25 protein-coding genes and 1 tRNA gene are annotated in these 26,684 nt (G+C 28.3%); 17 read left to right on the top strand and 9 right to left on the bottom strand.

Annotation, left to right across the window (positions count from 1 at the left end; genetic code table 4):
- Positions 1 to 13 precede the first annotated feature (13 nt).
- The 5 genes from rsgA to rsmD all read right to left on the bottom strand — a co-directional run bounded on the left by rsgA (position 14) and on the right by rsmD (position 3,789).
- The gene (gene rsgA / locus CG473_RS03135; protein WP_094254862.1) at positions 14 to 850 is read right to left on the bottom strand and encodes a ribosome small subunit-dependent GTPase A; all 837 of its coding nucleotides are present in this window, start codon (positions 848 to 850) and stop codon (positions 14 to 16) included.
- A 78-nt stretch (positions 851 to 928) separates the two neighbouring features.
- The gene (locus CG473_RS03130) at positions 929 to 1,819 is read right to left on the bottom strand and encodes a serine/threonine protein kinase (RefSeq protein WP_094254861.1); all 891 of its coding nucleotides are present in this window, start codon (positions 1,817 to 1,819) and stop codon (positions 929 to 931) included.
- The gene (locus CG473_RS03125) at positions 1,819 to 2,553 is read right to left on the bottom strand and encodes a PP2C family protein-serine/threonine phosphatase (RefSeq protein ID WP_243720103.1); all 735 of its coding nucleotides are present in this window, start codon (positions 2,551 to 2,553) and stop codon (positions 1,819 to 1,821) included. The genes CG473_RS03130 and CG473_RS03125 overlap by 1 nt, the downstream gene beginning before the upstream one ends.
- A complete protein-coding gene (gmk, locus tag CG473_RS03120; protein WP_243720102.1) occupies positions 2,553 to 3,140 on the bottom strand; it encodes a guanylate kinase in 588 nt (195 codons plus the stop codon). Before gmk ends, CG473_RS03125 begins: the two co-directional genes overlap by 1 nt.
- Before the next feature lie 100 nt (positions 3,141 to 3,240).
- Entirely contained in the window at positions 3,241 to 3,789 is a 549-nt protein-coding gene (rsmD, locus tag CG473_RS03115) for a 16S rRNA (guanine(966)-N(2))-methyltransferase RsmD (protein WP_094254859.1), read from the bottom strand.
- A gap of 83 nt (positions 3,790 to 3,872) precedes the next feature.
- Here rsmD and def point away from each other — a divergent pair, with 83 nt between their 5' ends.
- Both def and CG473_RS03105 read left to right on the top strand, forming a co-directional pair.
- Entirely contained in the window at positions 3,873 to 4,421 is a 549-nt protein-coding gene (def, locus tag CG473_RS03110; RefSeq protein ID WP_094254858.1) for a peptide deformylase, read from the top strand.
- A 203-nt stretch (positions 4,422 to 4,624) separates the two neighbouring features.
- Positions 4,625 to 6,517, top strand: coding sequence for a ribonuclease J (locus CG473_RS03105; RefSeq protein WP_094254857.1), 1,893 nt, complete (start codon positions 4,625 to 4,627; stop codon positions 6,515 to 6,517).
- Here the strand turns inward: CG473_RS03105 and CG473_RS03100 are convergent.
- Positions 6,514 to 7,185, bottom strand: a complete 672-nt coding sequence (locus CG473_RS03100; RefSeq protein WP_094254856.1) for a recombination protein O N-terminal domain-containing protein — start codon at positions 7,183 to 7,185, stop codon at positions 6,514 to 6,516. The genes CG473_RS03105 and CG473_RS03100 overlap by 4 nt on opposite strands.
- A 99-nt stretch (positions 7,186 to 7,284) precedes the next feature.
- On the opposite strand from CG473_RS03100, the gene CG473_RS03095 reads away from it, so the two are divergent.
- The 5 genes from CG473_RS03095 to p42 all read left to right on the top strand — a co-directional run bounded on the left by CG473_RS03095 (position 7,285) and on the right by p42 (position 15,637).
- Complete coding sequence (locus CG473_RS03095; protein WP_094254855.1) at positions 7,285 to 8,919, top strand: DAK2 domain-containing protein; 1,635 nt, start codon at positions 7,285 to 7,287, stop codon at positions 8,917 to 8,919.
- Positions 8,919 to 9,902: a phosphate acyltransferase PlsX gene (gene plsX, locus CG473_RS03090; protein ID WP_094254854.1), complete on the top strand. Its 984-nt coding sequence runs from the start codon at positions 8,919 to 8,921 to the stop codon at positions 9,900 to 9,902. The genes CG473_RS03095 and plsX overlap by 1 nt, the downstream gene beginning before the upstream one ends.
- On the top strand, positions 9,902 to 10,594 hold the full coding sequence (gene rnc / locus CG473_RS03085; protein WP_094254853.1) for a ribonuclease III: 693 nt from the start codon (positions 9,902 to 9,904) through the stop codon (positions 10,592 to 10,594). Before plsX ends, rnc begins: the two co-directional genes overlap by 1 nt.
- Before the next feature lie 130 nt (positions 10,595 to 10,724).
- Entirely contained in the window at positions 10,725 to 14,420 is a 3,696-nt protein-coding gene (locus CG473_RS03080; protein WP_094254852.1) for a lipoprotein 17-related variable surface protein, read from the top strand.
- A 5-nt stretch (positions 14,421 to 14,425) separates the two neighbouring features.
- A complete protein-coding gene (gene p42 / locus CG473_RS03075) occupies positions 14,426 to 15,637 on the top strand; it encodes a gliding machinery protein P42 (RefSeq protein ID WP_094254851.1) in 1,212 nt (403 codons plus the stop codon).
- Positions 15,638 to 15,674: 37 nt separating this feature from the next.
- Here the strand turns inward: p42 and CG473_RS03070 are convergent, their stop codons facing one another.
- On the bottom strand, positions 15,675 to 16,694 hold the full coding sequence (locus CG473_RS03070) for a formate/nitrite transporter family protein (RefSeq protein ID WP_094254850.1): 1,020 nt from the start codon (positions 16,692 to 16,694) through the stop codon (positions 15,675 to 15,677).
- 67 nt (positions 16,695 to 16,761) lie between these two features.
- Here CG473_RS03070 and CG473_RS03065 point away from each other — a divergent pair, with 67 nt between their 5' ends.
- From CG473_RS03065 to CG473_RS03050, 4 genes are all read left to right on the top strand, one after another.
- Positions 16,762 to 17,295: a hypothetical protein gene (locus tag CG473_RS03065; RefSeq protein ID WP_094254849.1), complete on the top strand. Its 534-nt coding sequence runs from the start codon at positions 16,762 to 16,764 to the stop codon at positions 17,293 to 17,295.
- Positions 17,295 to 17,828 carry a DUF4231 domain-containing protein gene (locus CG473_RS03060; protein ID WP_094254848.1) on the top strand — a complete coding sequence of 178 codons (534 nt, stop codon included), beginning with the start codon at positions 17,295 to 17,297 and terminating at the stop codon, positions 17,826 to 17,828. Before CG473_RS03065 ends, CG473_RS03060 begins: the two co-directional genes overlap by 1 nt.
- Positions 17,818 to 18,282: a DUF4231 domain-containing protein gene (locus tag CG473_RS03055; protein WP_094254847.1), complete on the top strand. Its 465-nt coding sequence runs from the start codon at positions 17,818 to 17,820 to the stop codon at positions 18,280 to 18,282. Before CG473_RS03060 ends, CG473_RS03055 begins: the two co-directional genes overlap by 11 nt.
- Before the next feature lie 48 nt (positions 18,283 to 18,330).
- Positions 18,331 to 18,405 (top strand) — tRNA-Thr (locus CG473_RS03050).
- A 40-nt stretch (positions 18,406 to 18,445) separates the two neighbouring features.
- Here CG473_RS03050 and CG473_RS03045 read toward each other — a convergent pair.
- Complete coding sequence (locus CG473_RS03045; protein WP_094254846.1) at positions 18,446 to 18,832, bottom strand: DUF1934 family protein; 387 nt, start codon at positions 18,830 to 18,832, stop codon at positions 18,446 to 18,448.
- On the bottom strand, positions 18,825 to 20,222 hold the full coding sequence (gene gltX / locus CG473_RS03040; RefSeq protein WP_094254845.1) for a glutamate--tRNA ligase: 1,398 nt from the start codon (positions 20,220 to 20,222) through the stop codon (positions 18,825 to 18,827). The genes CG473_RS03045 and gltX overlap by 8 nt, the downstream gene beginning before the upstream one ends.
- A gap of 53 nt (positions 20,223 to 20,275) precedes the next feature.
- On the opposite strand from gltX, the gene prfA reads away from it, so the two are divergent.
- The 6 genes from prfA (at position 20,276) to CG473_RS03010 (ending at position 26,673) form a co-directional block, all read left to right on the top strand.
- A complete protein-coding gene (gene prfA, locus CG473_RS03035; protein ID WP_094254844.1) occupies positions 20,276 to 21,355 on the top strand; it encodes a peptide chain release factor 1 in 1,080 nt (359 codons plus the stop codon).
- Positions 21,355 to 22,059, top strand: a complete 705-nt coding sequence (locus CG473_RS03030; protein WP_243720101.1) for a peptide chain release factor N(5)-glutamine methyltransferase — start codon at positions 21,355 to 21,357, stop codon at positions 22,057 to 22,059. The genes prfA and CG473_RS03030 overlap by 1 nt, the downstream gene beginning before the upstream one ends.
- A 55-nt stretch (positions 22,060 to 22,114) precedes the next feature.
- The gene (locus CG473_RS03025) at positions 22,115 to 22,747 is read left to right on the top strand and encodes an ATP-binding cassette domain-containing protein (protein WP_166623200.1); all 633 of its coding nucleotides are present in this window, start codon (positions 22,115 to 22,117) and stop codon (positions 22,745 to 22,747) included.
- Between the two features lie 5 nt (positions 22,748 to 22,752).
- Positions 22,753 to 24,447 (top strand): hypothetical protein, encoded by a 1,695-nt coding sequence (locus tag CG473_RS03020; protein ID WP_094254842.1) that lies wholly within the window; start codon positions 22,753 to 22,755, stop codon positions 24,445 to 24,447.
- Positions 24,448 to 24,678: 231 nt separating this feature from the next.
- A complete protein-coding gene (locus CG473_RS03015) occupies positions 24,679 to 25,449 on the top strand; it encodes an MMOB4860 family gliding motility internal complex protein (RefSeq protein ID WP_094254841.1) in 771 nt (256 codons plus the stop codon).
- Between the two features lie 99 nt (positions 25,450 to 25,548).
- Entirely contained in the window at positions 25,549 to 26,673 is a 1,125-nt protein-coding gene (locus CG473_RS03010) for a DnaJ C-terminal domain-containing protein (protein WP_133509989.1), read from the top strand.
- The last annotated feature ends 11 nt before the right edge of the window (positions 26,674 to 26,684 follow it).

Genomic DNA, 26,684 nt, shown 5'->3' with positions numbered 1-26,684 from the left:
ACATAAAAGTATTTTATTGTTTTTTAGATGAAATATCTTTATTTATTTTTAAATAGTTTTCATATCTTCATATTGGTATTAATTGTTTTTCAATATCTTGCTTAATACTGCAGTCATTTAGTGATTCATTTTTATGCAAACAAGAACGATATTTACAATTCAAATTTTGGTTTTTATGGAATAAAAAACTCTTTGCTAAATCAAGTTCATTTAAACCTAAATCAATCAAACTAAAACCAGGAGAATCAATAATTTGCCCCCCTAAAAAATCATGCATTGATACAACTCTGGTGGTGTGTTTTCCTCTTCCTAATGCTTTTGAAATTGCTTGAGTTTCTTCATCAGAATCAGTTAAATTATTAAATAAAGTAGTTTTACCTACACCTGTTTGACCCATTAAAACGCTCGTTTTATTTTTAAATATCAATTTAACCGGATTGATTGTGTTCATGTCATTAAATTTAGTTTTGAAAATTGTAAAATTAGCCTCATAAAAGCTAACTTTTTCATCTATCTTTTCAACTAAATCTTGTTTAGTAAAAATAATAATCGGTTCAATATTTTCGTAATTTGCAATTGATAAAAATTTATCTAAAAGTAAAGAACTAAAACTGGGTTCAGATAAAGAAACAACAATTATTAATTGATCTACATTAGCAACTTTAGGTCTTACCAAAATATTTTTTCTGTCTTTAATATTTTCCAAGGAATTGGAAAAAGTAACAAAATCACCAACTACCGGTGTTTGTTCACTAAATCTAAGTTTACCGCTTCCGCGAATTCTAATAAATTCATTTTGGCTTTTTACATCATAAAAGCCTGCAATGATTTTGTAAATTCTACCTTCCACTAGTTAAGAAACACTCCTAAGATTGCTCCAAGACCAATTACTATAACTATAACTAATAATAAAAATGGTCAAAATCATTTACTTTTTAAAAAGTCTGCCAAAAAATGACGCTTTCTTTTTGCCGTCAAGCGACTCAACTCGGGCTCCGCTAGAACTTTCGGATCGAAGATAGTTGTCTAGACTACGTGCAAATTCTTCCATAGATGAAAATCTATCTTTAGGATCTTTTGCCATAGCTTTGACAACAATATTCTGTAAGGATTGTGTTATTTGGTTATTTATTGCTATTAAAGAAGGTATTCTTTTATTTTGATGTTCATTAACAATTTCTAATGCATTAGCACCATTAAATGGTGGTTTACCAGCAAGCATTTCAAATAAAATTACACCTAAAGCATATATATCGCTTTTAACTGTAGGCGGTTCTTTTCTTAATAACTCAGGAGCTAAATAGTGAGCTGAACCGATAATTTTACCTTCGGTAGTTAATCTTTCGGCTTGTGGATCTAAAGCAATCCCAAAATCAATGATTTTGATATCACCTTCTTTGTTAATCATAATATTTGAGCTTTTAATATCACGGTGAATTACGTGAACAGCATGAATAGCTGAAAAACCACGAGCTAATCTACTTGCTAAATTAGCAGCATGTGAAGGAGAAAGTGATCCACCATTCATGCTTATGTAATCTTTTAACATAGTTCCATCAACATATTCCATTACCATATATGGTTTTGGCACGTTGATAAATTTTGCACCTTTAAAAACTGCTACTGCAGGATTACTAATTTTTGAATAAATTTTTACTTCTTGTTCAAATCTTTTTAATCTTTGTGGTTCATTCGATTGAGGAATTAATTCTTTAAGTGCATAGTGTAAACCTGTTTTCATATCTTCGACTAAATACACATTAGCCATTCCACCATGACCAATTTTTTTTATCGCACGAAAGTTACCTCATTGTTGCATTAATAAACCTCCGTAATTAAAATTGTTAAGTTGTCAGTTGATTTACCATCAATTGCATCTTTTATTAAAGTTGTAGCTTTATATTCTAAATCAGTTTTAGCTGCAATAACCGCTTCAAAATGTTGTTTTGTAATATAATCGTGAACACCATCACTTGTCAAAATTAGGTATTTTGCTTTACTATCTTCACTTATTTCAAAAACTTCTAAATTAGTTTTTTTTCTTGGCCCTAAAGCAGATGTTAAAGCTGTAGCTGAATTAATAATACGTGCATCTTTTGGATCCATTTTTTCGTTTCGAATGTAATAATTCATTAAGTTATGATCAATCGAAACTTGATGTAGCAATCCATTGTAAACATACGCTCTAGAATCACCTACATTAAAAACAAATATTTTATTAGCTTTTCTAAAAAATAAAGCAGCTACTACAGTTGTTCCCATATCGATTTTTTCAACAGAATTACCTGCTTCAGTAATCATTGCTTCACGAGAAATTCTTAAGCCTTTTTCAAATCACTCATATAAATTATCGCTAATTTTCAATTGCGAATTATTGAAATGTTTTTTAAATGAATCAATTGTAATTGATGAAGCTAAAGAACCTCCAAAATGACCACCCATTCCATCACATAAAATTGCTAATGCAATATCATCTTTTTCAAAAAATGCTGCTCTGTCTTGGTTTTCATTTCTAAAAACTCCTGTATCTGTTTTAATAATATGTTTCATCATTATTTACCTATTTCTTCTTTTATAATTTTTGCTACTTCTAATGCTGCTTTGTGTGCGTCAAGATTTACAATTCTATTTTTATAATTAAATCTTTCTTGCATTTCAATTTCAGCTTTTTGCATTCTAGTTTCAATTGAATTTTCTGATTCTGTATTTCGTTCGTAAATTCTTTTTCTTAATTCATCCATTGATGGAGGTTCAATGAAAAATTTAATATAGTGATAATCTCATTTTGGATCAGTTAAAATTTTATTGTCAATAAATTTAACACCTTCACAATCGATTTCAAGAAACGGAATTTTACCGGCATCATGAATTCTATGAATTTCTTCTCATAAAGTCCCATAATAGTTATTAAAGTGATTGTCATATTCCATAAACTTTTGTTCTTTTATACCAGATTCAAATTCTTCTTTGGTAATAAAGTAATAGTGAACACCATTTTTTTCGTTATCTCTTTTTTTTCTAGTTGTTGCAGATATTGAAAATTCCAAATTTAGACTTTGATCTTCAAAAAGAATTTCTTCAATTGTCCCTTTGCCCACTCCGCTAGGTCCTACAAATATAACTATTTTTTTGTTTTTCATTGTAAAGAACATTATAAATTAGATTTTCCTTTTATCACAAAATTAATTAATAAGTCAAATATTTTGCGATAAATTGTTCATAAAAAAATTATGAAGTAATTTAAATTACATGTTGAACAAAAAGCATAATTTTTTTACCGTATGATTTATCTTTTACAATAATCATTTTCTCAGGAATTTCAACTGTGGCATCTTTATGAGTTTCAATTAATATTTTTCCAGTTTTATTTAAAAAATTATTTTCTGAAATTAATTTTAAACATTGATTTAATAACATTACATCTTTAAATGGAGGATCTAGATAAATTACATCAACTTGCATACCTTTTTTTGATTTTAAAAAAATTAGTGCATCCATTAAATACGTATCAATATTTTCAGCTTTAACTTTAGCAATATTATTTAATAAAACTTTATATGCAAAATTATCTTTTTCAACAGCAATAGCTTTCATTGCTCCTCGCGAAACAGCTTCAATTGGATTAGAACCTGAACCGGAAAATAAATCTAAAAAAATTTTGCCTTCAATAAAAAATTGAAGACTAGAAAAATTTGCTTCTTTCATTCTATCGGTAGTGGGACGAGTTGTATTTTTATTAGGAAGTTCCAATTTCATTCCACGATATTTGCCAGCAATCACTCTCAACATGATTTAATAATAACATTTAAAATCTAAGATAATAAATTCAAATTAACTACAATAACGTACTAATAAGTTAAAATTTTAGAATTATGGTTGAATTAGTACAATTACCGCGTAAAGTTTTACGCCAAATTTCAAAAGAGGTAACATGACCTCTAAATAAAGTCAATGTTGAATTAGCTGAACAAATGATTGAACATATAGATGATAGTCAAAAACCAGGAAGTAAATATCGTCCAGGTGTAGGAGTTGCTGCAGTCCAATATGGTATTTTAAAAAGAATGTTTTATGTTTTTGTTCCAAATGAAGAAGACCCTGATAATCCAATTTTTAAAGATGTTATGATTAATCCTGAATTACTTTGACAAAGTGACGAAAAAATTGCTCTTCATACAGGTGAAGGTTGCTTAAGTGTTTCTGAATCATGACCTAATCAAGAAGGATATGTTAAAAGAAGTATTAAAATAAAGGTTAGAGCCTATTCATATAATGAAAAACAGTTAATGGAATATGATCTTGAAGGATATGTTGCAATTGTTTTCCAACATGAATTAGATCATTTAAATGGAAAATTGTTCATAGATCATTTGGACAGAAAAAATCCTTGAAAAAAAGAAAAGGATTTAGTTTTAATATAAATTTAATCTCGCTTAATGAGATTTTTTATTTTTTGCAAAAAATAAGAGAATTTAGCAGATATTAATAACTTTAAATTTTTAATTTCAGCCGTTAAATTTTATTTATTTTTTGGATGCTATTGTTATCTTTTTCCCTTAAAATTTACATGATAGCTTCATAAAGCTAATTACTATATATTAATCAAAAAAATAACGGAGAAACTATGTCCAAAACAAAAATTATTGGATTAGGTGGTTTTAAAGAAATTGGTAAATCTACGTTGATTATTGAACACGAAAATTCGATTGTTATAATCGATAGTGGAATCAAATTTGCTGATAGCGCAACCACCGGATTAAACGGAATGATACCTAATTACCAGTATCTAAAAGAAAATGAAAGTAAAATTGAAGCATTACTTATAACACATGGTCACGAAGACCATTTAGGTGGAGTAACTTTTTTAGTAAGACAAGTAAATATTAAAAAAATATTTGCTCCTAAAATTGCAATTGAGTATTTAAAATACAAATTTAAAGACCAAAATGTAAATGTTAAAGTCGAATTTATTGAAATTAAAGCTGAAGATAAATATAAATTAGGAACTTTGACAGTTGATTTTTGAACTGCTCAACACTCAATACCAGATGCATTCGGAATTAGAGTTTCATCACCAGAAGGTAAATTGCTAATGACAGGGGATTATCGATTTGACTATACTCCAATAACTAACATGACTGATTTTGATAAATTAAAACAAATCGGTGATGAAGGTTTGACAGTGCTTTTGTCTGATTCTACAAATGCAATGCGCTCTGGCCATTCACCTAGTGAAAAAGACATTCTTAAAGACATTGAAAAAATAATTGTAGAAGCTAAACGTAAAATTATAGTTACTGGTTTTGCTTCGAATTTAACTAGAATGAAAGAAATTCTTTTGCTTGGTGTTAAACACAATAAGAAGATAGCTATATTTGGTCGTTCAATGGTAAATGGAATTGAAATTGGTAGAAAATTAGGTTATTTAAATGTTGATGATTCAGTGTTCATTAATAAAAAAGAAATGAACCAATATGAAGATAATGAAATCATGGTTTTAACTACCGGAAGTCAAGGTGAAGAACTTGCTGCTTTATCAAGAATGTCTTATGGTAAACATCATCAAATTAAAATCATGCATAATGATGTAATTATATTTTCATCAAGTCCAATTCCTGGAAATAGAATGAAAATTGAATTACTAATTAATAGGCTATATAAGTTAGGTGCAATTATAAAGGAAAACGGTGTAGATGGTTATTTACATACTTCTGGTCACGCTTATATTGATGAACATATTAAAACTTTTAAACTATCTAGACCAAAATATTTCATGCCATACCACGGTGATTATAGAATGGAAGTTTTCCATGGTCAAACGGCGATCGAATGTGGTGTTAAAGAAGAAAACATTATAATTCCTGATGCAGGACAAATCGTTTACATGGAAAAAGGCGAATTAACAATTAGCGATGAAAGAATTGATGTAAGACCAATATACATTGATGGTGGAACTGTTTTAACCGAATCACAAACAATAGTTTCAGAAAGAAACACATTGGGACAAAATGGTTTTGTGACAGCTGTAATTTGTATAAATAAAAAATTAAATCGAATTATCAACAGACCAAAACTAATTTCTAAAGGTTCACTTTTTATTAGAAAATCACAAGAATTTATTGAAACAGCTAATAAATTAGTTCACTCTTCGGTTCTTTATACTATCAAAAATAAATTTGACAAAAAAACTAAAAAACCAACTTGAACAGTCGAAGAATTAGAAAAATTAATAATAGATAGGTTGAGAGTATTTTTCCACAAAGAAAAGCGCAGAAGACCAATTATAATACCTGTTATTTTAATAAAAGAAGATGAAGATGATCCAATTATCGCATTAATTAAAAACGAATTATCTAAAGATTCTAGTTATGAAAATAACCAAACTAATTCAAAAAATGATAAAAAAGATAAAACTAAAAAACCTAATTTATCACAGGCTAAAGAAACAATAAGTAAATTGAGAAAATCGTTAAACTTATTTGATAATGTCGATGACAATGAAGAAGAAGATGATTAATGTAAATAAGAATTATTGCTTATAAAATCTTTAAAAATTTGATAGATATCATTAACAGTTTTTCTAGTTGTTTTATTTAAAAAATCACTATAACTTTTAGTTAAATAATTTAGTGATTTTAGTATCTCAATTGGTGCTTTATTCATGCTGTGATAAATGCATAAAAAACCGCCGCTTGATAAATCAAAATTAGAAATTTGAGTCCTTCTTTTATCGATAACGCAGCTATTAAAATTTTGTTTGTAACCTAATAGTTCTAGTGATAAATAATATAAATATGTTGTTAAATAAATATTATTTTCATAATTAAAATTCCTTAACGCATATTGGTAAAAATTAAAAAATTCTTCACTAGTTGTATCAATTGCTTGCAACAATTTAAGTCAATTCGGAATTCAAAATTGTTGCTCTTGATCAATAAATTTTCAATTGTAAATTAGTGTTGCAGTTTTTAATCTTGACATTTTAGTAGTTAGTCTAGCTTGGAAAAATTCAAAGTTTATTAACGCACCTTCAAATAGATTGTTTCTATTTTTGCTTGTAGTTTTAAATATTCCTGGTGCATAAATTAGAACTATTCTATCTTTAAAAAACACTCGAAGTATTGCATCTTGATCCTGATATTTTATTATTTTCGAAAGGATACCGGTTTCTTGTTTTGCAGACATATTCACATTATAAAATAATCAATTTTTTTTGACTTAAATTGTAAAATTAAGGGACGAAACACAGTCAAAAATTACTAAATATTGACAAAAGGAAATTAAATGGAAAAAATTACCGTTTTAGATGCTCAGACGTATACTAGAATGTACGTTTCAGGAGCAAAAAATTTAGAAAATTTTAAAGATGAAATTAATCGACTTAATGTCTTTCCTGTTCCAGATGGTGATACAGGTTCAAATATGTCTTCATCAGTTAATGACCCTGCACTTTTCATAAGTCAAAATAATTATTCAACCATTTCTGAACTTTCAAATGCAATTGCAAAACAAATGCTTTTGAGTGCTCGAGGAAATTCAGGTGTCATTTTAAGTCAGATATTTAGAGGTCTTTCAGTTGGAATGGAAAACAAAACAACTGTAACAGTTGATGATTTCATTCTAGCTTTAAAATCTGCATCTGAATATGCATACAAAGCAGTATTAGAACCGGTCGAAGGCACAATTTTAACTGTAATTAGAGAAGTAAGTGAAAAACTTCAAACCAAAAAAGGTGCAATCGCTAATTTTCAAGATTTATTCACAAAATTAGTTGTTTATTCAAAAAGCTCTGTTGATAAAACTCCTGAAAAATTAAAAGTTCTTCGTGAAGTTGGAGTTGTTGATTCAGGTGGTAGAGGTCTATACGAGATTTTTTCTGGTATGCAAAAATATCTTCACGGTGAAGAAGTTAGATTAAATATTGACAAAAATGAGTTAACTGGTGAAATAAGTGGTTTTCATACAGATGATAAAAATGTTGAATTTGGTTACTGTACTGAATTTATTTTGAAAATTAAAAAGCCAAATAGTTTTAGAAAAGATAAATTCGTTGATAAATTTTCAAAATTTGCCGAATCACTAGTTGTGATTCAAGATACTGATATTTTAAAAGTTCATGGTCATTCAATGCGTCCTGGTAAATTTCTTGATTTAGTTCATTCAGCTGGAGATTTAATTAAAATTAAAATTGATAACATGACTTTACAATCTAGACAAAGTCAGAATACAGCTGAAATGTCAATTCCAAGTGTTGATAAAACAAAAAGTGCCATTTTAACTTCAAATTTAGGTCCTGGTTTTGCAGCTAAAATGCTAGAATTTGGAGCAGCAGGTGTTATTGGTAATAAAGAAGCACATAATCCAAGCGCTAAACAAATTATCGAAGCAATTAAAAAAATAAATTCAGAAGTTGTATTCGTTTTACCTAATAATTCAAATGTAATTTTAGCTGCAGAGCAAGCTGCCCAAACTATCAAAGACAAAATTGTTAAAGTGATTCCAACAAAAAGTGAAATAGCCGGAATTGTTGCAATACAACATTTTTCTCCACATAATAATTTAGAAGAAAATGTTGAACTAATTGAAGATGGATTAAGTGATCTTGAAACAGCAGCTATTGCAAAATCTGATCGAGAAACTAAAATAAATGGAGTAAGAATAAAACCTGGTGAATATTTAACAATTATTAATGGTAAAATAATAAACACAAAACACAAATCACTTGATGCAGCTAAATATGCTCTTAAAGACATAATTGACAATGACAAGGAAATTGTTTATATTTATTATGGAGCCGGCCGCACCGAAGAAGAAGCTCAAGAAGTAGCTGATTGAATCATATCTAGATATGATGATATCGAAATTGAAATTGTAAATGGAGGACAACCAATTTATGATTATATTTTTGGTGTTAAATAATGTTTAAAATTGCTATAGATGTTATGGGTAATGATTTAGGTATTAAACCTGCTTTAGATGCCTTATTAGATTTTTCAAATAAAAATCCAAATTACTATTTCTACATCGTTGGTGATAAAACTGAAATAGAAAAATATATAAAAACTAATTCAAATTTTGAGATTATAAATAATCCAACAGTTGTTAGTTTGAAATCAAACAGTTTATTAGAAATAAAAAAAATTGATACTTCTATGAAAGAAGGAATTTTTTTACTTAAAGATAAAAAAGTCGATGCATTCATTTCAAGTGGTGATACCGCTTCATTACTAGCATATTCAGTTTTATTCATTAAAAGATTAGAAAATATTTCTAGACCTGCATTTATGCCAATTTTCCCAACAACAACTTTAAATAAAAAATTCTTGGTTTTAGACGTAGGTGCTAATTTAGAAGTTAAACCAGAATATTTAGTTAACTGAGCCAAAATCGGTAAAGTATTTTCAGAAGAAATTTTAAAAATAGAAAACCCTAGAATAAACTTGTTAAATGTTGGAACTGAATCATACAAAGGCTTTGGTTGACATCACGAAGCTGATGAAAGATTGAAAAGTGAATTGCCAGAATTTTACAAAGGATTTTTAGAACCTAAAGAATTAATGGATAATTCTACTGACATTTTAGTTTGTGATGGATATGCTGGAAATATGGTTTTAAAATCATACGAAGGTGCTATAAAATCTTTTGTATCTTTAATTAAAAAAGAAGTCACAAAAGGATTTATTCGAAAATTAGGGGCTTTAATACTAAAGCAAGCTTTTAGAGATGCTAAAGAAGTTTTAGATCATAGAAACGTTGGTGGAGCATTAATAATGGGACTAGAATCTATCGTTGTTAAAGCGCATGGATCAAGTGATAAAAAAGCCTGAATCGGAGCTTTAAATCAGGTAAAAATGGGCTTAGAAAATAATGTAATTGAAAAAATGAAGGTGGCATTGAAATAATGACTCACGAAAAAGAAATTCAAACTATCATAGATCATTTACGAATGTTCGATTTAAATATTAGCGACAAAGACGTTAATTATTTTGTTAATGCTTTAAGACATAAAACTTATGAAAACGAACATAAAATAAAAGGTAATTATGAGATGCTTGAATTTGTTGGTGATAGTCTTTTGCAAGTCATGAGTGCCCGTTTTATTTATGAAAATTTAAAATATACCGAACCTGGAAAAGCTTCGATGATGAGAGTTAAATTGGTAAATACTGAAAATTTAGCTCAAGTTTCAAGAACACTAGGTTTAAATAAAATATTTTTAAAAAGTAATGGAGCCATCGACTTAGAAAATAACGAAAAAATTCAAGCTGATCTTTTCGAAGCTCTTTGTGCAGCTATTTACTATGCGTTTGGAGAAAAAAAATTAATTGATTTTTTAATAAAATATCTTTTTAGCGAAGTAAAAGATCGAAAAATCAGTGAATTAAAAGATCCTAAAAGTCTTTTTCAAGAATACGTTCAAGCATTTTCAAATTCAAAACCTGAATATAGAACAGTTGAAACAAAAGATAAATTGTTCGAAACATCTTTATATTTTGAAGGCAAATTATACGGCCAAGGAATTGCTAAAAATAAAAAAGAATCAAAGATGCATGCTGCTCAAAGTGCATTAGAAAAAATGGGGCAAAATAAATAGTTTTAACTGTCATATTATTGATAAAATTACATCCATTATTTGGTTTATAAAAAGCACTTAAGACTTATAATATGAATAACTTATAAATGTTGACTTTTAAGGGTCATCAATTTTTATATATGGAGAAGATATGAAGAAAAAATATGTCATTATGATTGGTGCAACATCAGCTGTTGCGCTCCCGTTAATCGGGTCATTTGTCGCAGGTGGTGTGATTTTATCGCAAAAAAATGAAGCTACATATACTACAGAAGAAAGATTTAATAATGTTGGAACAATTAGAAGATGAAAAGAACTATCTAATTTAGATGTTGAATTCGTTGCTAACAACGGTATTGAAACTATTTCATCTGTTTCAAATTTAGATAGTTCACTTTCAGTTTCTAATTTCACAATTGTTTCTAATTTAACTGCAAACGAATTAATTTCAAGTGGTTATTCAGTACAAATTACCGGCATTGCTCCTTCTGGAAGAAATGCTGTAGAAGTTACTTTTACAGTTAGCAAATCATTTAAAACTAATGCTCCAGCTATTTCTCAAACTTTTACTTCACTAGTTACTGGTTTTAAAGTTACAAGTCAAAGAGTTATCGAAGCAATATTACAAGACAAGCCAATCCCAAGATGAAACACAATTGATGGTTTAGCACCAAAAACTAAAACAGCTAGTGAATTAACTCCTGAAGATTTTATTAATCCTGTTTCTCAATTTGGAGAAACCTACTCAATAAGCATTGACAAAAGTTCAATTGCACCAACAAACACAGAAGTTACTTTAAATATTACAGTTACAGATGGCGTTCCTAACTCACCTGACAATCCAGTTGTAAGTGGGACATATAATGTTCAGATTTCTGGTATAACAGACCCTGTTAAGTCATGATTAAATGAAAGATTTGCTGAAAGAAATAATATTCCAAGAATTACATATGTAGGTTCAATTGCACAATCAACTATATTACCATCTGAATTTTCTTCCGATTCTCAAGCAACTTTAAGAACAAATTTTGTTTTAAATACTCCAACATCAACTGATACTATTATCAATGAATCAGCTAATATTAATCAAGCAATTTCAATCCAATTTACAATTGACGGAATCGATTCAATCAACAACGATACTGGTGAAGTATCTCTTAGAATTCTAGCAAGTCCTGCTCCAAATTCAGCTACACATTTTGAAAATTTTGAACTAACACAAATAGTAACTGGATTCCAAACATTATCAGCATATGCAAGATTAAATCTTGGATATTTTGTTGATATAATCAACACATCTATTCTTTACAATGCTTCGATAGATTCACACGGAATTATTAGTGATGAATATCTTTCGACAAATAATGGAACTAAAATTGATGATATTTATGCAACAAATAGCGCTGAATCATTTCAAGCTTTTTCACGTACAATAGCTTCAATTATCATATACGACATTGATAAATTTGTTGCAGCTCTTAATTTGTTTGAAACTATTGTAAAAGCAGCTACACCAGAACAGTTACAAGCATTAAAATTTAATAAAGAATCATTTGACTGATTCTTAAATCACAGAAATAGTAAACAACACCAAGAATCAGGGAAAAATTTCAGTTTCACAATTAATCAAGCTACAAAAACTGCTGATACATCAGTTACAATCGAGTTAGAAATTGTTGATTTACTAAATCACACAGCAACAACAAAATTATCAATTCCAATGAATAAATTTTTAACTCAAAATGATTATTTAATATACGATGCATATAATAATGCTTCTAGAGGAACTGATAGATCACAGTTAGATATTTCTTATCAACCAGGTACATTTGGTAACGCTAGTGCTGTTTTACCATCTGTAATCGTGCAAGGTGTAATGTCAGAAGCAAATGCCACCGCTCAATTAGAAAAACTTAAATCTACATTAACAATTACTAAACCAGAAGGTGCTACTGTTGATTTTGAAATTGTTCAAAGACCTCCTGTTAAAAATGCAAATGGTGTAGAAACAACATTCCCATTAATTACTTCTAATGATGCTTCTGGAAGTGTAAGTTTTTATGTTAAATTAACATTAACTGGAACAACAACTACAAGTACAGATGAAAATTTTGTATATTTAAGAGTTACACAAGATGGTTTCTTATCAAGTACAAACTTAGCAAATAGAAACATTACAGATGCAATAAATAAAAAAGTTAGACCTTCATTTGTTTCATTAGATACAACACAAAATAGACTAATTGTTGATGTTGCACCATCAGATTTAACTGTTGAAAATTTCACTTTTTTACAATCTGATTTAACTGCAAATCAAATTGCTAATAGTGTAAATTTAAGAGTTTCTAAAGTTATTGTAAATACAAATTCAAGTGCAAGCGGAGTGGTTACATTAGAAATTACTGCTTCTTCAGAAGGTGGAACATCTCAAACTTATACAGTTGATTTTGGTGGCTTCAAATCAGATAAAACCGAAAACCAAGCAACATTATTACAAGCAAGCAGTACAGTTCAAACTGCTATTGTTAATGAAAACAGTAGAGAATTATTGCCTTCTGCTTTACAAACAAATTCATTCACACTTATTAATCCAATTTCGGATAAAGATATCACTTTCCAAGTAACTAGAATTACAGCTCACAATGACGTTTTAGGTACTGCTACAATTTCTGTTTTAGCAACTTTAGGAACTGGAGATTCACAAGCAACCACTACATTTAGTCAGTCTTTAACTGGATTATTTACAATTAAAAGATTCCTTGACAAACAATTTACTGAAGAAAAAGTTAAATTAAAAACTTTAGAAACTGGCATTTGATTACCAAGTGAATTGGCACAATTAAAATCAGGAGATAGTGTTACAGATAATGGTGGAGTATTTAAAAATAAACCTACAAACTTCCTAAATGCAGTAAGCCCAACATTGATTTCGCTTGATTCAAATTTAAGAGTTAAGTACGATTTAATTGCTACATCAGCAGGTAATACAATTGCAGGTTCAAATGCAGGTGTTCAAAATTTAGGTGAAGCAATTCCTCAGACAAATGGAATTAATGATGCCGAAGGTGTTTTAAGAATTAGAGTAGCCATTTCTACAACTACTACAACAGCTATTAATGGTGCAGAAACAACTGTTTACAGTTCTCCTCAAATTATCGAAATTACAACTGAAGATGGATTAATTTCAAACAAAACATTGTTAGAAAATTACTTAAATAGTTCCTTAAATTCTACTTCAATTGTATATTTACCAAGTACAGAAACTAATGTAAATAGCTCAAAATCTTTTAACGAAATTCCTTCAGATATTATTCAGGCTAATGAATTAGTATTTAATCCTTCCGTTGTTGATGTTCCAACTATGATCGAAGAACAAAAATTAAAAATTCAATTATCAGTTAGTGGAATTACTAATTCAAATTCTGCAGCCGGAATGTTAACGGCTACTGTGCGAGCCGGAGCAGGAGCTGCTTTTGCAACTAGAACTATAGACTTAAGTGGATTTATGACAGATGCAACGGCAGTTCAAATGGCATCAGATAAAAAACTTGTACCTGTGTTTAAAAAAGCAAATAATGTAAATGCAACAAAAGAAAGTACAAAAGTTTCTGAGCTATCAGCAAATGACTTTAATTTTGCAGGGGTAAGTGGAATAATAACAAATTCTTCTGATTCAAATGGTAATCCAATTTATCAAGATGAAAATGGAGTAATTTATAGAATCAATTCAATCACAAATGATGAAAGTTCTAGAAATCAAGGAATTACGGTTGTAACAGTGACTGTAACGAAAAAAACTTCAGCTGCTAATTACACAACTTCAATTACAGGATTCGCGAAAGGGTAGTTATTATGTCAAATTTTGGAAATTATATCCCTAACATGGCCATCTTTGGCTTTGGTGATTGCAAGACAAACGAACTTTACGATTTAAAGTTCGAATATAAATCACAAATTACTTTTGCTCGTTTCGGTAAAGAAGCAAGAGATATTAGTGCAAAAATCGGTAAACATGAACACTTTTTTGACTGAAGCAAAAAAGCAAGATTCTCAAATCAAATTTCAAAAGATGCCGAAAAACCTGAAAAAGTTTTTTTAGCAAATGAACAAAGACTAAAACAAGTTTTAGCTCCACTAGATTTGATTATTATTCCAATTAATACTAGAAACACAGACTCAGTTATTTATGCAGCTAAATTCATAGAATACATAAAAAGTATTGGTGAAGATATATTAGTTATTACACTAGTTGTTAATTCAATATTTAATAGTGCAAAATTACGTGGTCATTTAACTAATTTAAGAAATTCAATAACTAAAACTAAAAACATATTAGTTGATACACATGAAATTGATTTAATAAATGCTTATAAAAACTCATCATTTCCTAAAAGAGATAAATATGTTTTATTAGGTCTAACAAACATTGTAAATCAATTAATTGGTGCATTTTCTGATGTGGTTAATAACCCTCGTTTATACACTAGAATTAAAGCTCAAAGTTATTTAAGAAAATCTAATAAACCAGATACATGACTAGTTTCAATTGGTACATCAAATGTTGCTGAAGAAAGATTTGAAAAAGCTTTATTTCAAGCAATTAACAACCCAATTTTCCATGGTGGTGTTTCTTCAAGTAATAAATTTTTAATGATAATAACTGGAACATTTTTAGACGAAAAAAATATTCGTAAAACTAAGCAAATTCTTCAAAATGTTGTTGGTTTAGAAAATGAACCTCAAGTAATTTTAGCTAGAGTAGTTCAAGATTATGAATTTGAAAATGTTGTAACAGTAACAATCTTTGCGCGCGATGTAGTTGAATTAGAAAAAGTTGTTAAAGATAGCAACACTCAACCAATTAATATCAATAATAGTCTTGTTCATGAAATTACATTGTCAACAAAAAAACCAAGTGATTTTAGACACTTAGTTGATGAGCGTTCAATTCAAGGTCGCTTGTTAGAGTTGCTTAAAAAGATGGACATTAAAGACGAAAAAACCCAAGAAATTGCTTTAGGCAGAAATACAGATAACATTAAATTCGATTCTATCGATAACTAAAACAAGAATTCGAAAAGGGTAATTAAAAAACAAAGCGTTATGATTTCGCTTTGTTTTTTTTCTCGTTTTTGTATGCATCACGATATTTTTGATATGAATATTTTAATAACTGAATTCTATTTTTATTTTTGTGTTTTTCAACAATGTGCTGCGAAATAGCATCTACATCTAATTTACATTCTTGACAATAACCATCAGAATCACCAATGTGAATCATAACTCCTATTGTTTGAAGTAGACTGTATGGTTTAGCTTTATATTTAACTAATAATCAATACATTATTGGTAAGAAAATAGCTCCTGATAATCAATTACCTAATGTAGCTGGTAAAACGTTATTATAAACTGCTCTACCAATTCATGCTTGCCCAATTAATTCTGTAATTTCTGCATTATATGAAATACCTATTGCAAAAATAATTATGTTAGCAACTACGTGATGGAATCCTGTTAGAGCAAATAATGTAATTGGAAAATAAATAACAAATATTTTTCCAATTGATTGTGTTGTAGCTAATGAAGCTCACACGGTACCAGCTACTAGGATATTTGAAACAAAAGCACTAGCAATTATTGCGTATCAATCATCGAATGTTTTCTTTGCAATTAACCATGAAATAACTCGAAGTTCATCACCGTGAAAAGCATTTGCTATTCTAAGAACGTAAGCAATAAAAAAAGCTCCAATTGTATTTGCTAAAAGCACAAAAAATCATTTTCTAAATAACGATCTAAAAGAAGCCTTCTTACTTAGTACACCTAGCATACTTAGATTATCACTTGTAAAAAGGGAACCACCAAGAAAGACAATAAATAATAATCCAACCGGGAAAATTGCACTAGCTAAAACAAGACCTCCTGGATTAAAAGCTAAGCTTGTACCAACACTTTCGGCATTATTTATAAATGCTGCTGCAATTTTTACGTAACCTACATAAGCTATTCCAACGTATATCGAACCAAGAAAACCCATAATAAATATCTTTCATCATGGCATTTTTCCTTTGCTTAATCCATACTCAACGGCATTGTCAAAGTTTGTTTTATAATTTCTCATTTGTTCCTTTCGAGTTAAAAGCGTTTGATATTATAATATAGAAATTAAACTATATGTAAAGGTTAATATGGATGAAATTTTAAAAAAAGAAAAACTAGTAGAATATTTTAGCGAGCGACTTAAAAAAATCAAACGCAAGCTAAAAATTAGTATTTTATTAGCGTTGCTATTTAACTTTATAAGTATTTTTTTTAGCCTTTTGATTGTTGCTTTAGCAATTTCTGTTTTGTCTATTATTTTAATAAAAGAACAAAATTTAACAAGTGCCCAAATAACTGTTATCAATAATTCTACATTTGTAAAAGGATTGGGAATTGATGTTAATACCGCAATATTATTAGCAAAAATTACCAGCATATTTTTAATTATGATTTTCTTTTTAAATTTATTTTTACAGTTTTATCAATTAAATGGCAAGCACCGAAAATATAGAAAAGTTAAAAGATCATTAAACTATTATTTAATTCACTTTAGTGAAGATGAATCATATAGTGTTGAGAGATTTATGAGTGATACAAATGCCGTAATTGAGAATTTCAAAAATCAAAAATTAGTGACTCAAAAAGAGTTTATTTTAAAATGATTTAAAGGTGACTTCTAATGTATTTTAATTTTTTTATGGTTGCTTATAAAAGGGCATTATTAAATTCAAAAATTTATAGAGTTCTTTTTTTCTTATTAAATTTAATTTCATTTTCTTTAATTCTTTATAGTGCTGTAATTTCCGTTTTGCATTTAGCAGTTGTTACAAGTTTAGCTAAATCAGCTGAAAGAGTTGCAGAGCAAGGAATACCGCTAAGTCAAGCAGATATTGATTATAATAATTCACTAATTTATTTACGAAATCTTTTTACAGTAGGAGGAGCTGGGGAAAGTTCATTTCCAATATATACAACAATGATTTCTGCTTCAAGTTCAATTGTCGTAAGTTTAATTTCGTTTTTCTATATTGATACTAAATATAAAAACGAAAAGCAAAGAAAGAAATTGCTTGAGTTTGAAAAAATTAAGTACGAAATAGGAGCTGGTAAATATAGTGATGAAGATAAAAAGGATATGAGGCTTTACGAAGTAAGCGCAAACATTGTAAGTTACATAGACCCAGATGTTATTCGAGGTGATTATGAGAATTAATAGAAAAGAAAAAAGAGATCTTGAAAATGGCATTAAAATTTCTTCTACATTAAAAAATGATGCTAAAAGACTCGAAGCATATAAAAAAGTAAAGCTTGAATCAATTTTGTATGAACGCAAAGAAAAGAAAAGTGAAAAAATATTTTTAACTTTAAGATTCAGCATAATTATTATAAATTTTTCTTTACTAATTCTTTCACTGCTTCAAATTAGATACAACATCTTCCCTGTTGATACGATTGTATTTTATATTTCTATTAGTATTATTTTAGCTGTTAATACTTTTTTAACATCTGTATCAGCTATAGCTGGTTTTAAAAATAGAGTTGAAGCGTATCGTTCTGAAATTCCTTTATTAGAATTAACATTAGAAAAAGCAAAAGGTGTTGAAACAGCACAAGATATTTTAGATATTCATACTTCATTAACTAGTGAAAATGAAGTCAAAAAGTAGATTTCAAAAATTAAACTGCTTAATCAATCTATGCTAAAATTATTTGGAGCCGGTATAGCTCAGGGGCAGAGCACATCCATGGTAAGGATGGGGTCGTTGGTTCAATTCCAGTTACCGGCACCATATGTTAATACATCAAAAAAATGGGACACGAATCCCATTTTTATTTTAACGAAATTTCAATATTAAATTCACCTAGTGAATCGCCATTTACTGTTAGTAAATCATATTCAAATGCAAAATTATTCTCACCAATATTGTAATTTTTTAAATTAGTAATTACAGGAAATTTACCTTGTGGAGTTTGATAAATATTTTCAAGCATACTATCTTTTTCTAACTCTAATGTTGAAGGTCCCGAAATAATAATAATTTTTTCTGGATAAAATTCAAACCGATTCAAAACTTTTTTTTCTGGTTCAATGAACTCTACCACCTGACTACCTTCATATTCTGAAAGTTGCAAAACAGGAGCAACAAATTCAATTTTAAAATCATTATTATTTTGTCTAAATTTACTTCTAAAATTTACTTTCATTAATTTAATCAATCAATTTCTTAATTATTTCGAAAATGTTTTTTTCTTGCATTAAATAAATCGAACTAGCTAATTCAGGACCGTGTTCTTTTCCTGTCATTGCAATTCTAATTGGCATAAAAAGATTTTTACCTTTTTCCCCAGTAATTTCTTTTGTTTTTTCAATAACATTCATAATATTTTTTACACTAAATTCTGACTTAGAAATCAATTTTGAAAACGTTTTTATCACATTAATATTTGAATCACTTAAATTACTTTCATTAACAATAGGGTGTAAATAATCATCAATTGAATTTTGCATTTGTTTGACTGTAATCATTGAAGGATAATAAATATTTTCAAATGTGTTGATTCATTGCTCGTCAAAATCATGAAAGTTTAACAATTTTCTAATTTTTTCCGGATCTTCTTTTGATCAGTATTGTTTAGAAAATCATTTCATTTTTTCAATATCAAATTTAGAAGGACTTTTACTTAATCTATTTGGATCAAAATTTTCTATTAATTCAGAATGATTTAGCATTTCTCTTGCTGAAGCATCGGTTCAACCTAATAATGCTAAAAAATTAAAAACAGCGCTTGGGTGGTAACCAATTTTTTTATAATCTTCAATGAACTGTTCTAAAGATGTATCACGTTTAGAAAGTTTTTTACCTTCCATATTTGTAATGATTGTTAAATGACCAAATTCAGGGATTTCCCATCCAAAAGCATCATAAACCATAATCTGCTTTGGCGTATTTGTAATATGTTCTTCCCCTCTTAAAATATGACTTGTTAGCATGTCATGATCATCTACAACTACTGCAAAATTATAAGTTGCAATTCCATTACTTTTTAATATAACTCAATCACCAATATCTTCAGAGTTAATTTTTATTTCTCCTCTTACAATGTCTTGTCAATAATAATCAATATTTTCAGGACAAATTATTCTAATGGCATATTCATTTTTAGAATCACGTTTTAAAATTTCCTCTTCACTTAGTTTTAATCAATGTCTATCATATCTAAAAGAAGCAATTCCCTTTTTGTCAGATTCTTCTTTTTGTAATTGTAGTTCTTCGCTTGTATCATAAGCTTTGTATGCTAAACCTTTATCAATTAAATCAAATGCTAATTTTTTATATCTGTCAAATTTTTCGCTTTGCCGATAAGGTCCATATTTACCTGGATTGATTGGACTTTCATCAGGTAAAATTCCTAATCAGGCTAAATTTTCTAACTGAGAAGCTTCACCATTTGCAACATTTCTTTCTATGTCAGTATCTTCGATTCTGATTATAAAATCTCCCTTAAGATGTTTAGCAAATAAATAACTAAATAAAGCAGTTCGAGCACCGCCTATATGCAAGTATCCTGTAGGACTAGGTGCATATCGTGTTCTAATATTTTTCATGGTAAAATTTTAGCATATCATATATATTTTAATAACCGAAAGAGTAGCAGTAAATGGAAAAGTCAATGTACAAATCGCTAGAAAATATTCTAGCAAAATATAGAGAATTAATTAACTTTAGTGAAAGTTCAGAAATAGTTAATGATATAAAAAAATATCGAAAAGTTATGAGAGATATTAATTCGGTAAAAGATGTAGCAGATAAATTTATTGAATACAAAGATTATGAGAAAAAATTGCTTGAAGCAAAAGATGTGCTTGCAAGCGTCAATGACCAAGAATTATTAGATTTAGCAAAAATGGAAATTAATGAAATTGACCCAATTTTGGAAAAAATGACTGAAGAGTTAACAATTCTTTTGTTACCTAAAGATGAAAATGATGAACTTAATGTTATTGTAGAAATTAGAGGGGCAGCTGGTGGTGATGAAGCCAATATATTTGCTGGGGATCTATTTGACATGTATCGAAAATGAGCTTCTTTAAATGACATGAAAATTACAATAATTGAAAGAATGCAAGCTCTAAATGGCGGATTTACACTTTTAATTTTTTCAGTATCTGGTGAAAGAGCATATTCAAAATTAAAATTTGAATCAGGAGTTCACCGTGTTCAAAGAATCCCTGTAACTGAAACACAAGGCAGAGTGCATACTTCAACAGCTACAGTCACAGTTATGCCTGAAGTTGATGATGATGTTGAAATTGAAATTAATAATGCTGATTTAAGAATCGATACATTTAGATCAAGTGGAAATGGTGGACAGTCAGTTAATACTACAGATAGTGCTGTTAGAATTACGCATATTCCTACAGGTGTTGTAACATCATCTCAAGAAGGAAAAAGTCAAATTGCAAATAAAGATTTAGCAATGAGAATGCTTCGTTCAAAACTTTATGATATGGAAATTCAGAAAAAACTTGAAGCCGAAGGTGCTTATCGAAAATTAGCTGGTTCTGGTGCAAGAAGTGAAAAAATCAGAACATATAACTATCCTCAAGATCGAGTTACTGATCACAGAATCAATTTTAGTTCATCATTAAAATCAATTACAAGTGGAAAACTTCAAGTGATAATTGATAGTTTATTAGCAGAAGAACAAGCTGAAAAAATAAAGGCAGCAGGTATCTAGTGAAAAACAAACTTATTTTGGAAAAACAAAAATATGGTTTAGCACCAACATTAACAAATAAAGAAATTGAGCTTTTGGATATGAATTTTCCAATTCAAAAAATAATTGGTTATATAGAAATGCAAAATGTTACTATTGATGTTTCCAAAAAAGTTTTAATTCCCAGATATGAAACTGAAGAATTAATAATTAAAGTTAAAGAACATATTAAAGACAATATGGATATTCTTGATATTGGAACTGGTTCAGGTTTTATTGCGATATCGCTTGCAAAAGCAAACAAATCATTAAAAATTGATGCAATAGACATTGACCCTCAAGCTATTGAACAATGCAAAATAAATTCTATTAAAAATGAAATAGTTAATGTCAATTGTTTTGAAAGTAATTTATTTAGTAATATCAATAAAAAATATGACATTATCGTTTCTAATCCACCATATTTAAAATTAGATGATATTGTTTACCCAAATTTAATTTTACACGAACCAATTCATGCTTTAATTGATCAAAATGGTTACTTTAAAATTTATCAAGAAATAATTACAAAGTCCAAATTGTATCTTAAAAAAAATGGTTTCTTATTTTTTGAAATTAACCCAAATGATTCTAAAAAATTTATTAAAAATAATTTTAAAATTATCAAAGATATTAACAATAAAGACAGAATAGCTTTTATTCAAAAGGAGGATTTAACTGTTTAAATTTATAGATGTTTCTTACCGTCATTTAGATGGTAGGTCAACAATTTTCAAAAGTTTGAATTTTGTAATAAAACCTGGTGAACAACTTGGTATTTTTTCTCTTGAAAGAAACGGGAAAAGTTCATTTTTAAAAATATTTTTAAAGCTAATGCACCCAATTTCAGGTGATCTTTTTATTAACGATAAAAGTTTATATAGTATGAACAAAAATGAGATTAGAAACTATTTAAATAACATTTATTATTTAACAAGTACGCCTATTGCGATGCCGAATAAATCAGTTTTTGAAAACATATATCAGTTAATGCCAAGAGAAAAAAATTGAAAGCAATTTTTTGGATTTGTAAATGAAAATGAATTCAAAAAAGTCAATAAAATTATTGATGAATTAGGTCTTTCAGAATATGCTTTCAAAAAAGAACAATCATTAAATGGCACACAAAAAATGTATGTGGAATTAGCCAAAATTTTTGCTTCAAAAGACCCTATTGTTATTGCAGATGATCCTACTTCATTAATGGACTCTATCTATAGTGACAATTATCTTAATTTTTTAACTAGACATTGTCGAGAAACTAAAAAAACTTTAATTTTAGTATCACATGATGAATACCTTGTTAAAAGGCATTTTAAAAAAGTATTAACTATAGAAAACCAGAGAATTAGAGAAGTATCTAGAAAGTATTAAATTAAATGAAAAGCAAACTAAATGCAAGAGAAAAATTTAATCGTAAAAGATTGATTTTTTTAATAATAATTTTAATTTTTATTGCATTAGTTATTGTTTCATTTTTTGTAAATAAATCATATACAAACACCCAAGGTTGAATCAATTTTTTCAACAATGTAAGTCATATGTTTTCATTTAGAAATAATTCACCAGTAAATGAAAATTTGCTTTTTGAAACTATTTCGTTATTTTTTATTAATATTTTTTTCGTTTCAAGTGGTACTTTAATTGGCGCTTTTTTTGCTTATTTTTTTATCTTTTTTTCTTCAGACCGAATACAAAGCAATAGAATAAAAATACCATTTAAGTTCTTCATATATATATCTTATTGTTTACCATTTTTCATTTTTGCTTTTTTATTTATTGGTCATTTAAATATTTATTTAGGAACTATTTTTACTGTAGCTTGAATTTCTTTTATTTTAATTCACCGGTCACTAAATTCATTTATAGAAAAAGCTGATTTAGGTTATTACTATCAAATGGTAATTTCAGGTAGATCAAAATTTTATTCATATTCAAAATGATTACATGTACACATAGATGATTTTTATAGAATAATTCTTTTACGTCTTGAATCTAATTCTAGATACACTTCTTTTATACCGTTTTTTGGTGCACCACATGCAGCCTCATTATTAGGTAATTTTGTTAGTCATGGAGATTCATCTGATTTTAATTATTTAGGTATCCCATTATTAACACTAATAATTCTTTACATAATTTTTGAAATTTTGATTTTTAAAGCTGTTTCATTTTTTAAATATGAAGAAGAAAAAAATCACAATTTCCACAATATTCGTAAAGCAATGAGAACTTCAAATATTTTCAATTTTTTCTTTTTGACTTTTTGAACACTGATTGCATTAGCTGCATTAATCGTTGGTTTTTATTCTACAACGCAAAACGAATGAATTAATTACGGATCAAGTGTAAGAATAGTATTTGAAAGTAATTTTTCTAATTTTAGTGCTACCTACTTTTTTACAAGTTCTGGGATAACATTTCTACAAATTGTTTTTGCTTTTGCATTAGCAATTTTTGCTGGATTTTTATGTGGAATATTATTGAGTCCAGTAACTACACCAAATGTGGTTAACAAAATTGCATTTTTACTTGTTTTTCTATTTAGAACTATGCCAACAATTGTTTTATTTTTCTTGTTTAGACCTATTTTTGATAATGCAATAACTACAGCAATATTTTCTGTTGCAATTTCACAAAGTATTTCATTAGCTATGACAATTAAAAGTAGGATTGGTGAATGATCAAGAGATATTAACAAGAAAATTTCTTTATCAATACGAAAAATTGGTTGATTTAGAACGCAAACGAAATTTACAATTCCCTTGCTAAGTTTAATTGGAAAAGAAAGTAGCGGGATGATGGTTTACGACATGTTACAACATTTGCTTATATTTGGTGCTTTTAGTGCAAATCCAATTGGAATTAATTTTTCATTAGCAAATTCAGAAATAAGCACAGTATATGTCCCGATTTTAAAAAGTACAATACCAAATCTAATACCATTTATTTTTCTGGCCGTATTATCAGTTAATTACCAAAATTTTGTATTAGAACATTTTGCAAGTTTTAGGGTTAAATCAGATTTTAGATTTGCAGCCAATGTAGCAGCAAGTCGTGCTCGTTTGTTTTAAAAAATAACTTAACTAAATTGAGATGACATAGCAACTAGATGAATAAATTTTTAAGAAATTTATCAATATTTTTTTAAAATAATTGTAGAAAAATTAATTTATATTAAAATACTAATAAAAAAAATTAAAAATTAATTTTAAAGGTAAAATTTTAGTAATAATGAAATTACAATTTGTATTTTAAAATTAAATAATTTATAATCTAATAAAGAAATAAGCAAAAGGAAATATATGAATAAACCAAATAAAAAAAATAATCAAAATCAATATCAAAATTACCAACAAGTAAATGTGAATCAACCAAATTTTAACCAACGTCCTCAACAATTCCAAGGACCACAACACACTCAACAATTTGGATATAACCAAGGATACAATCCTAACAACATGCAACAGTTTAACTATGGACGTCCAAATCCAAATATGAATCCTCAGTTTCAAAATGAATTTGAAGAACAACCTGCTTTAAGTGCAACACAAATGCACATGCTTACAACTCCATTTAGTTATCCAGATAACTACGTTGTTTCAGTTCCTCAAAATAATGAAGCACAAAGAAATCAAGTTGCTGATAGTTACATAATTCATGACTATGCAAATCAACCAATGCCTTTAAATCCATTACCAAACCAACAATATATGGGTGAATATGCTCCAGTTACTCAGTACACACAAGTGTTTCACAGTCCAAAAGATGCCTTAAACCAAGTTCAAGCAAATCAAATTAACATGACAGCAATGCATGACAGAATGAATGTACAAAGCAACTCAATGTATTCAAATGATCCTCAATTTGATGTGGCTCCAAATCCATTTCATCAACCACAATTTAACACAGAACAATTTCAACAACCAGTTTTTAACAGACAACAATCACAAATGAGTTCATTACAACAAAAAATGAACGAATTAGACAGACTGTTAAGACAAAACATGATTAGCCCTGAAACATATCAAAAAAGAAAACAAAGCTTAATTGATAAAGAATTAAACAATTTCTAATTTAATAATTGAAATGCGAAAGCATTTTTTTTATTAACTAAAAAGAATAAATTCCAAAGATTTAGCACTCTAATTCATTTTGTGCTAAAATTAATTGATATGGCAAAAAAAAGAGATTATTATGAAATATTAGGCATTAGCAAAAATGCTACAGCAAAGGAAATTAAGACTGCCTTTCGAAATTTGGCTAAGAAGTATCACCCTGATATTAATAAAAGTCATGATGCTGAAGAAAAAATGAAAGAAGTTAATGAAGCTTATGAAGTCTTAAGTGACGATAATAAAAGAAGAACTTATGACCAATTTGGACACTCAGGCATGGAAGGTATGGATCAACATGCTGGTTATGGTGGTTTCGGTAGCTTTAAAGACATTTTTTCAGGATTTGATGGTTTCAATATGGGTGACATATTTGGGGATATTTTTTCAGGCGGTAATTCTGGATATAGTTCTCGAAGAAGCACAACGCCAATGAAGGGTAATGTTAAATCAAAAGTTATAAGTATTGATTTTCTTGAATCTGTTGTTGGTACAACGTTAAATTTAACTGTTGATCAATATCATAATTGTGATTTATGTAATGGTAAAGGTTACGAACACGAAGAAGATATTGAACAATGTAAAACTTGTTCAGGTTTAGGATATCAAAATGTAACAACTAGAACATTTTTAGGAAGCATCCGACAGCAAAAAATATGTTCTACATGTAATGGTGATGGTGTTACCATTAAGAAAAAATGTGAAAAATGTAAAGGCTCACAAACTACAAAAACTACTTCAGATATTAAAGTTGGAATTCCAGCAGGTGTTGAAAACGGCCAAGAATTACTTGTAGCTGGATATGGAGGTCCTGGTAGAAATGGAGGTCCTTCGGGAGATTTAGTAATTATAATAAAAGTAAATCCTCACAAATATTATGTGCGCCAAGGTCAAAACATTTATCTTGATTTTCCAGTTTCAATTGCCGATATAATCCAAGAAAATAACGTACAGGTTCCAACTCCTTACGGAATTAAAAATATAAAAATGAAATCAACATACAAAAACGATCAAATGTTAACTATTAAAGATGCTGGAGTTGATTTAAAAACTGAAAAAGGTAACTTATACATTACCTTAAAATTAGTTATTCCAAACTACAATAAAAAAGAATTAAAAGACGTGCGCAAAGTTATTTCTTCAAAAGAAGACACAATTAATTCTGACTTCATAAAAAATTTTTAAACAATGGTTAT

Origin of the sequence: Mycoplasma testudineum, from assembly GCF_002245785.1 — a bacterium.
In the GTDB taxonomy this organism is placed as follows: domain Bacteria; phylum Bacillota_I; class Bacilli_A; order Mycoplasmatales; family Metamycoplasmataceae; genus Mycoplasmopsis_B; species Mycoplasmopsis_B testudinea.
Note: the sequence above shows the minus strand (reverse complement) of the source record. Positions and strands in the feature narration are given on the sequence as shown.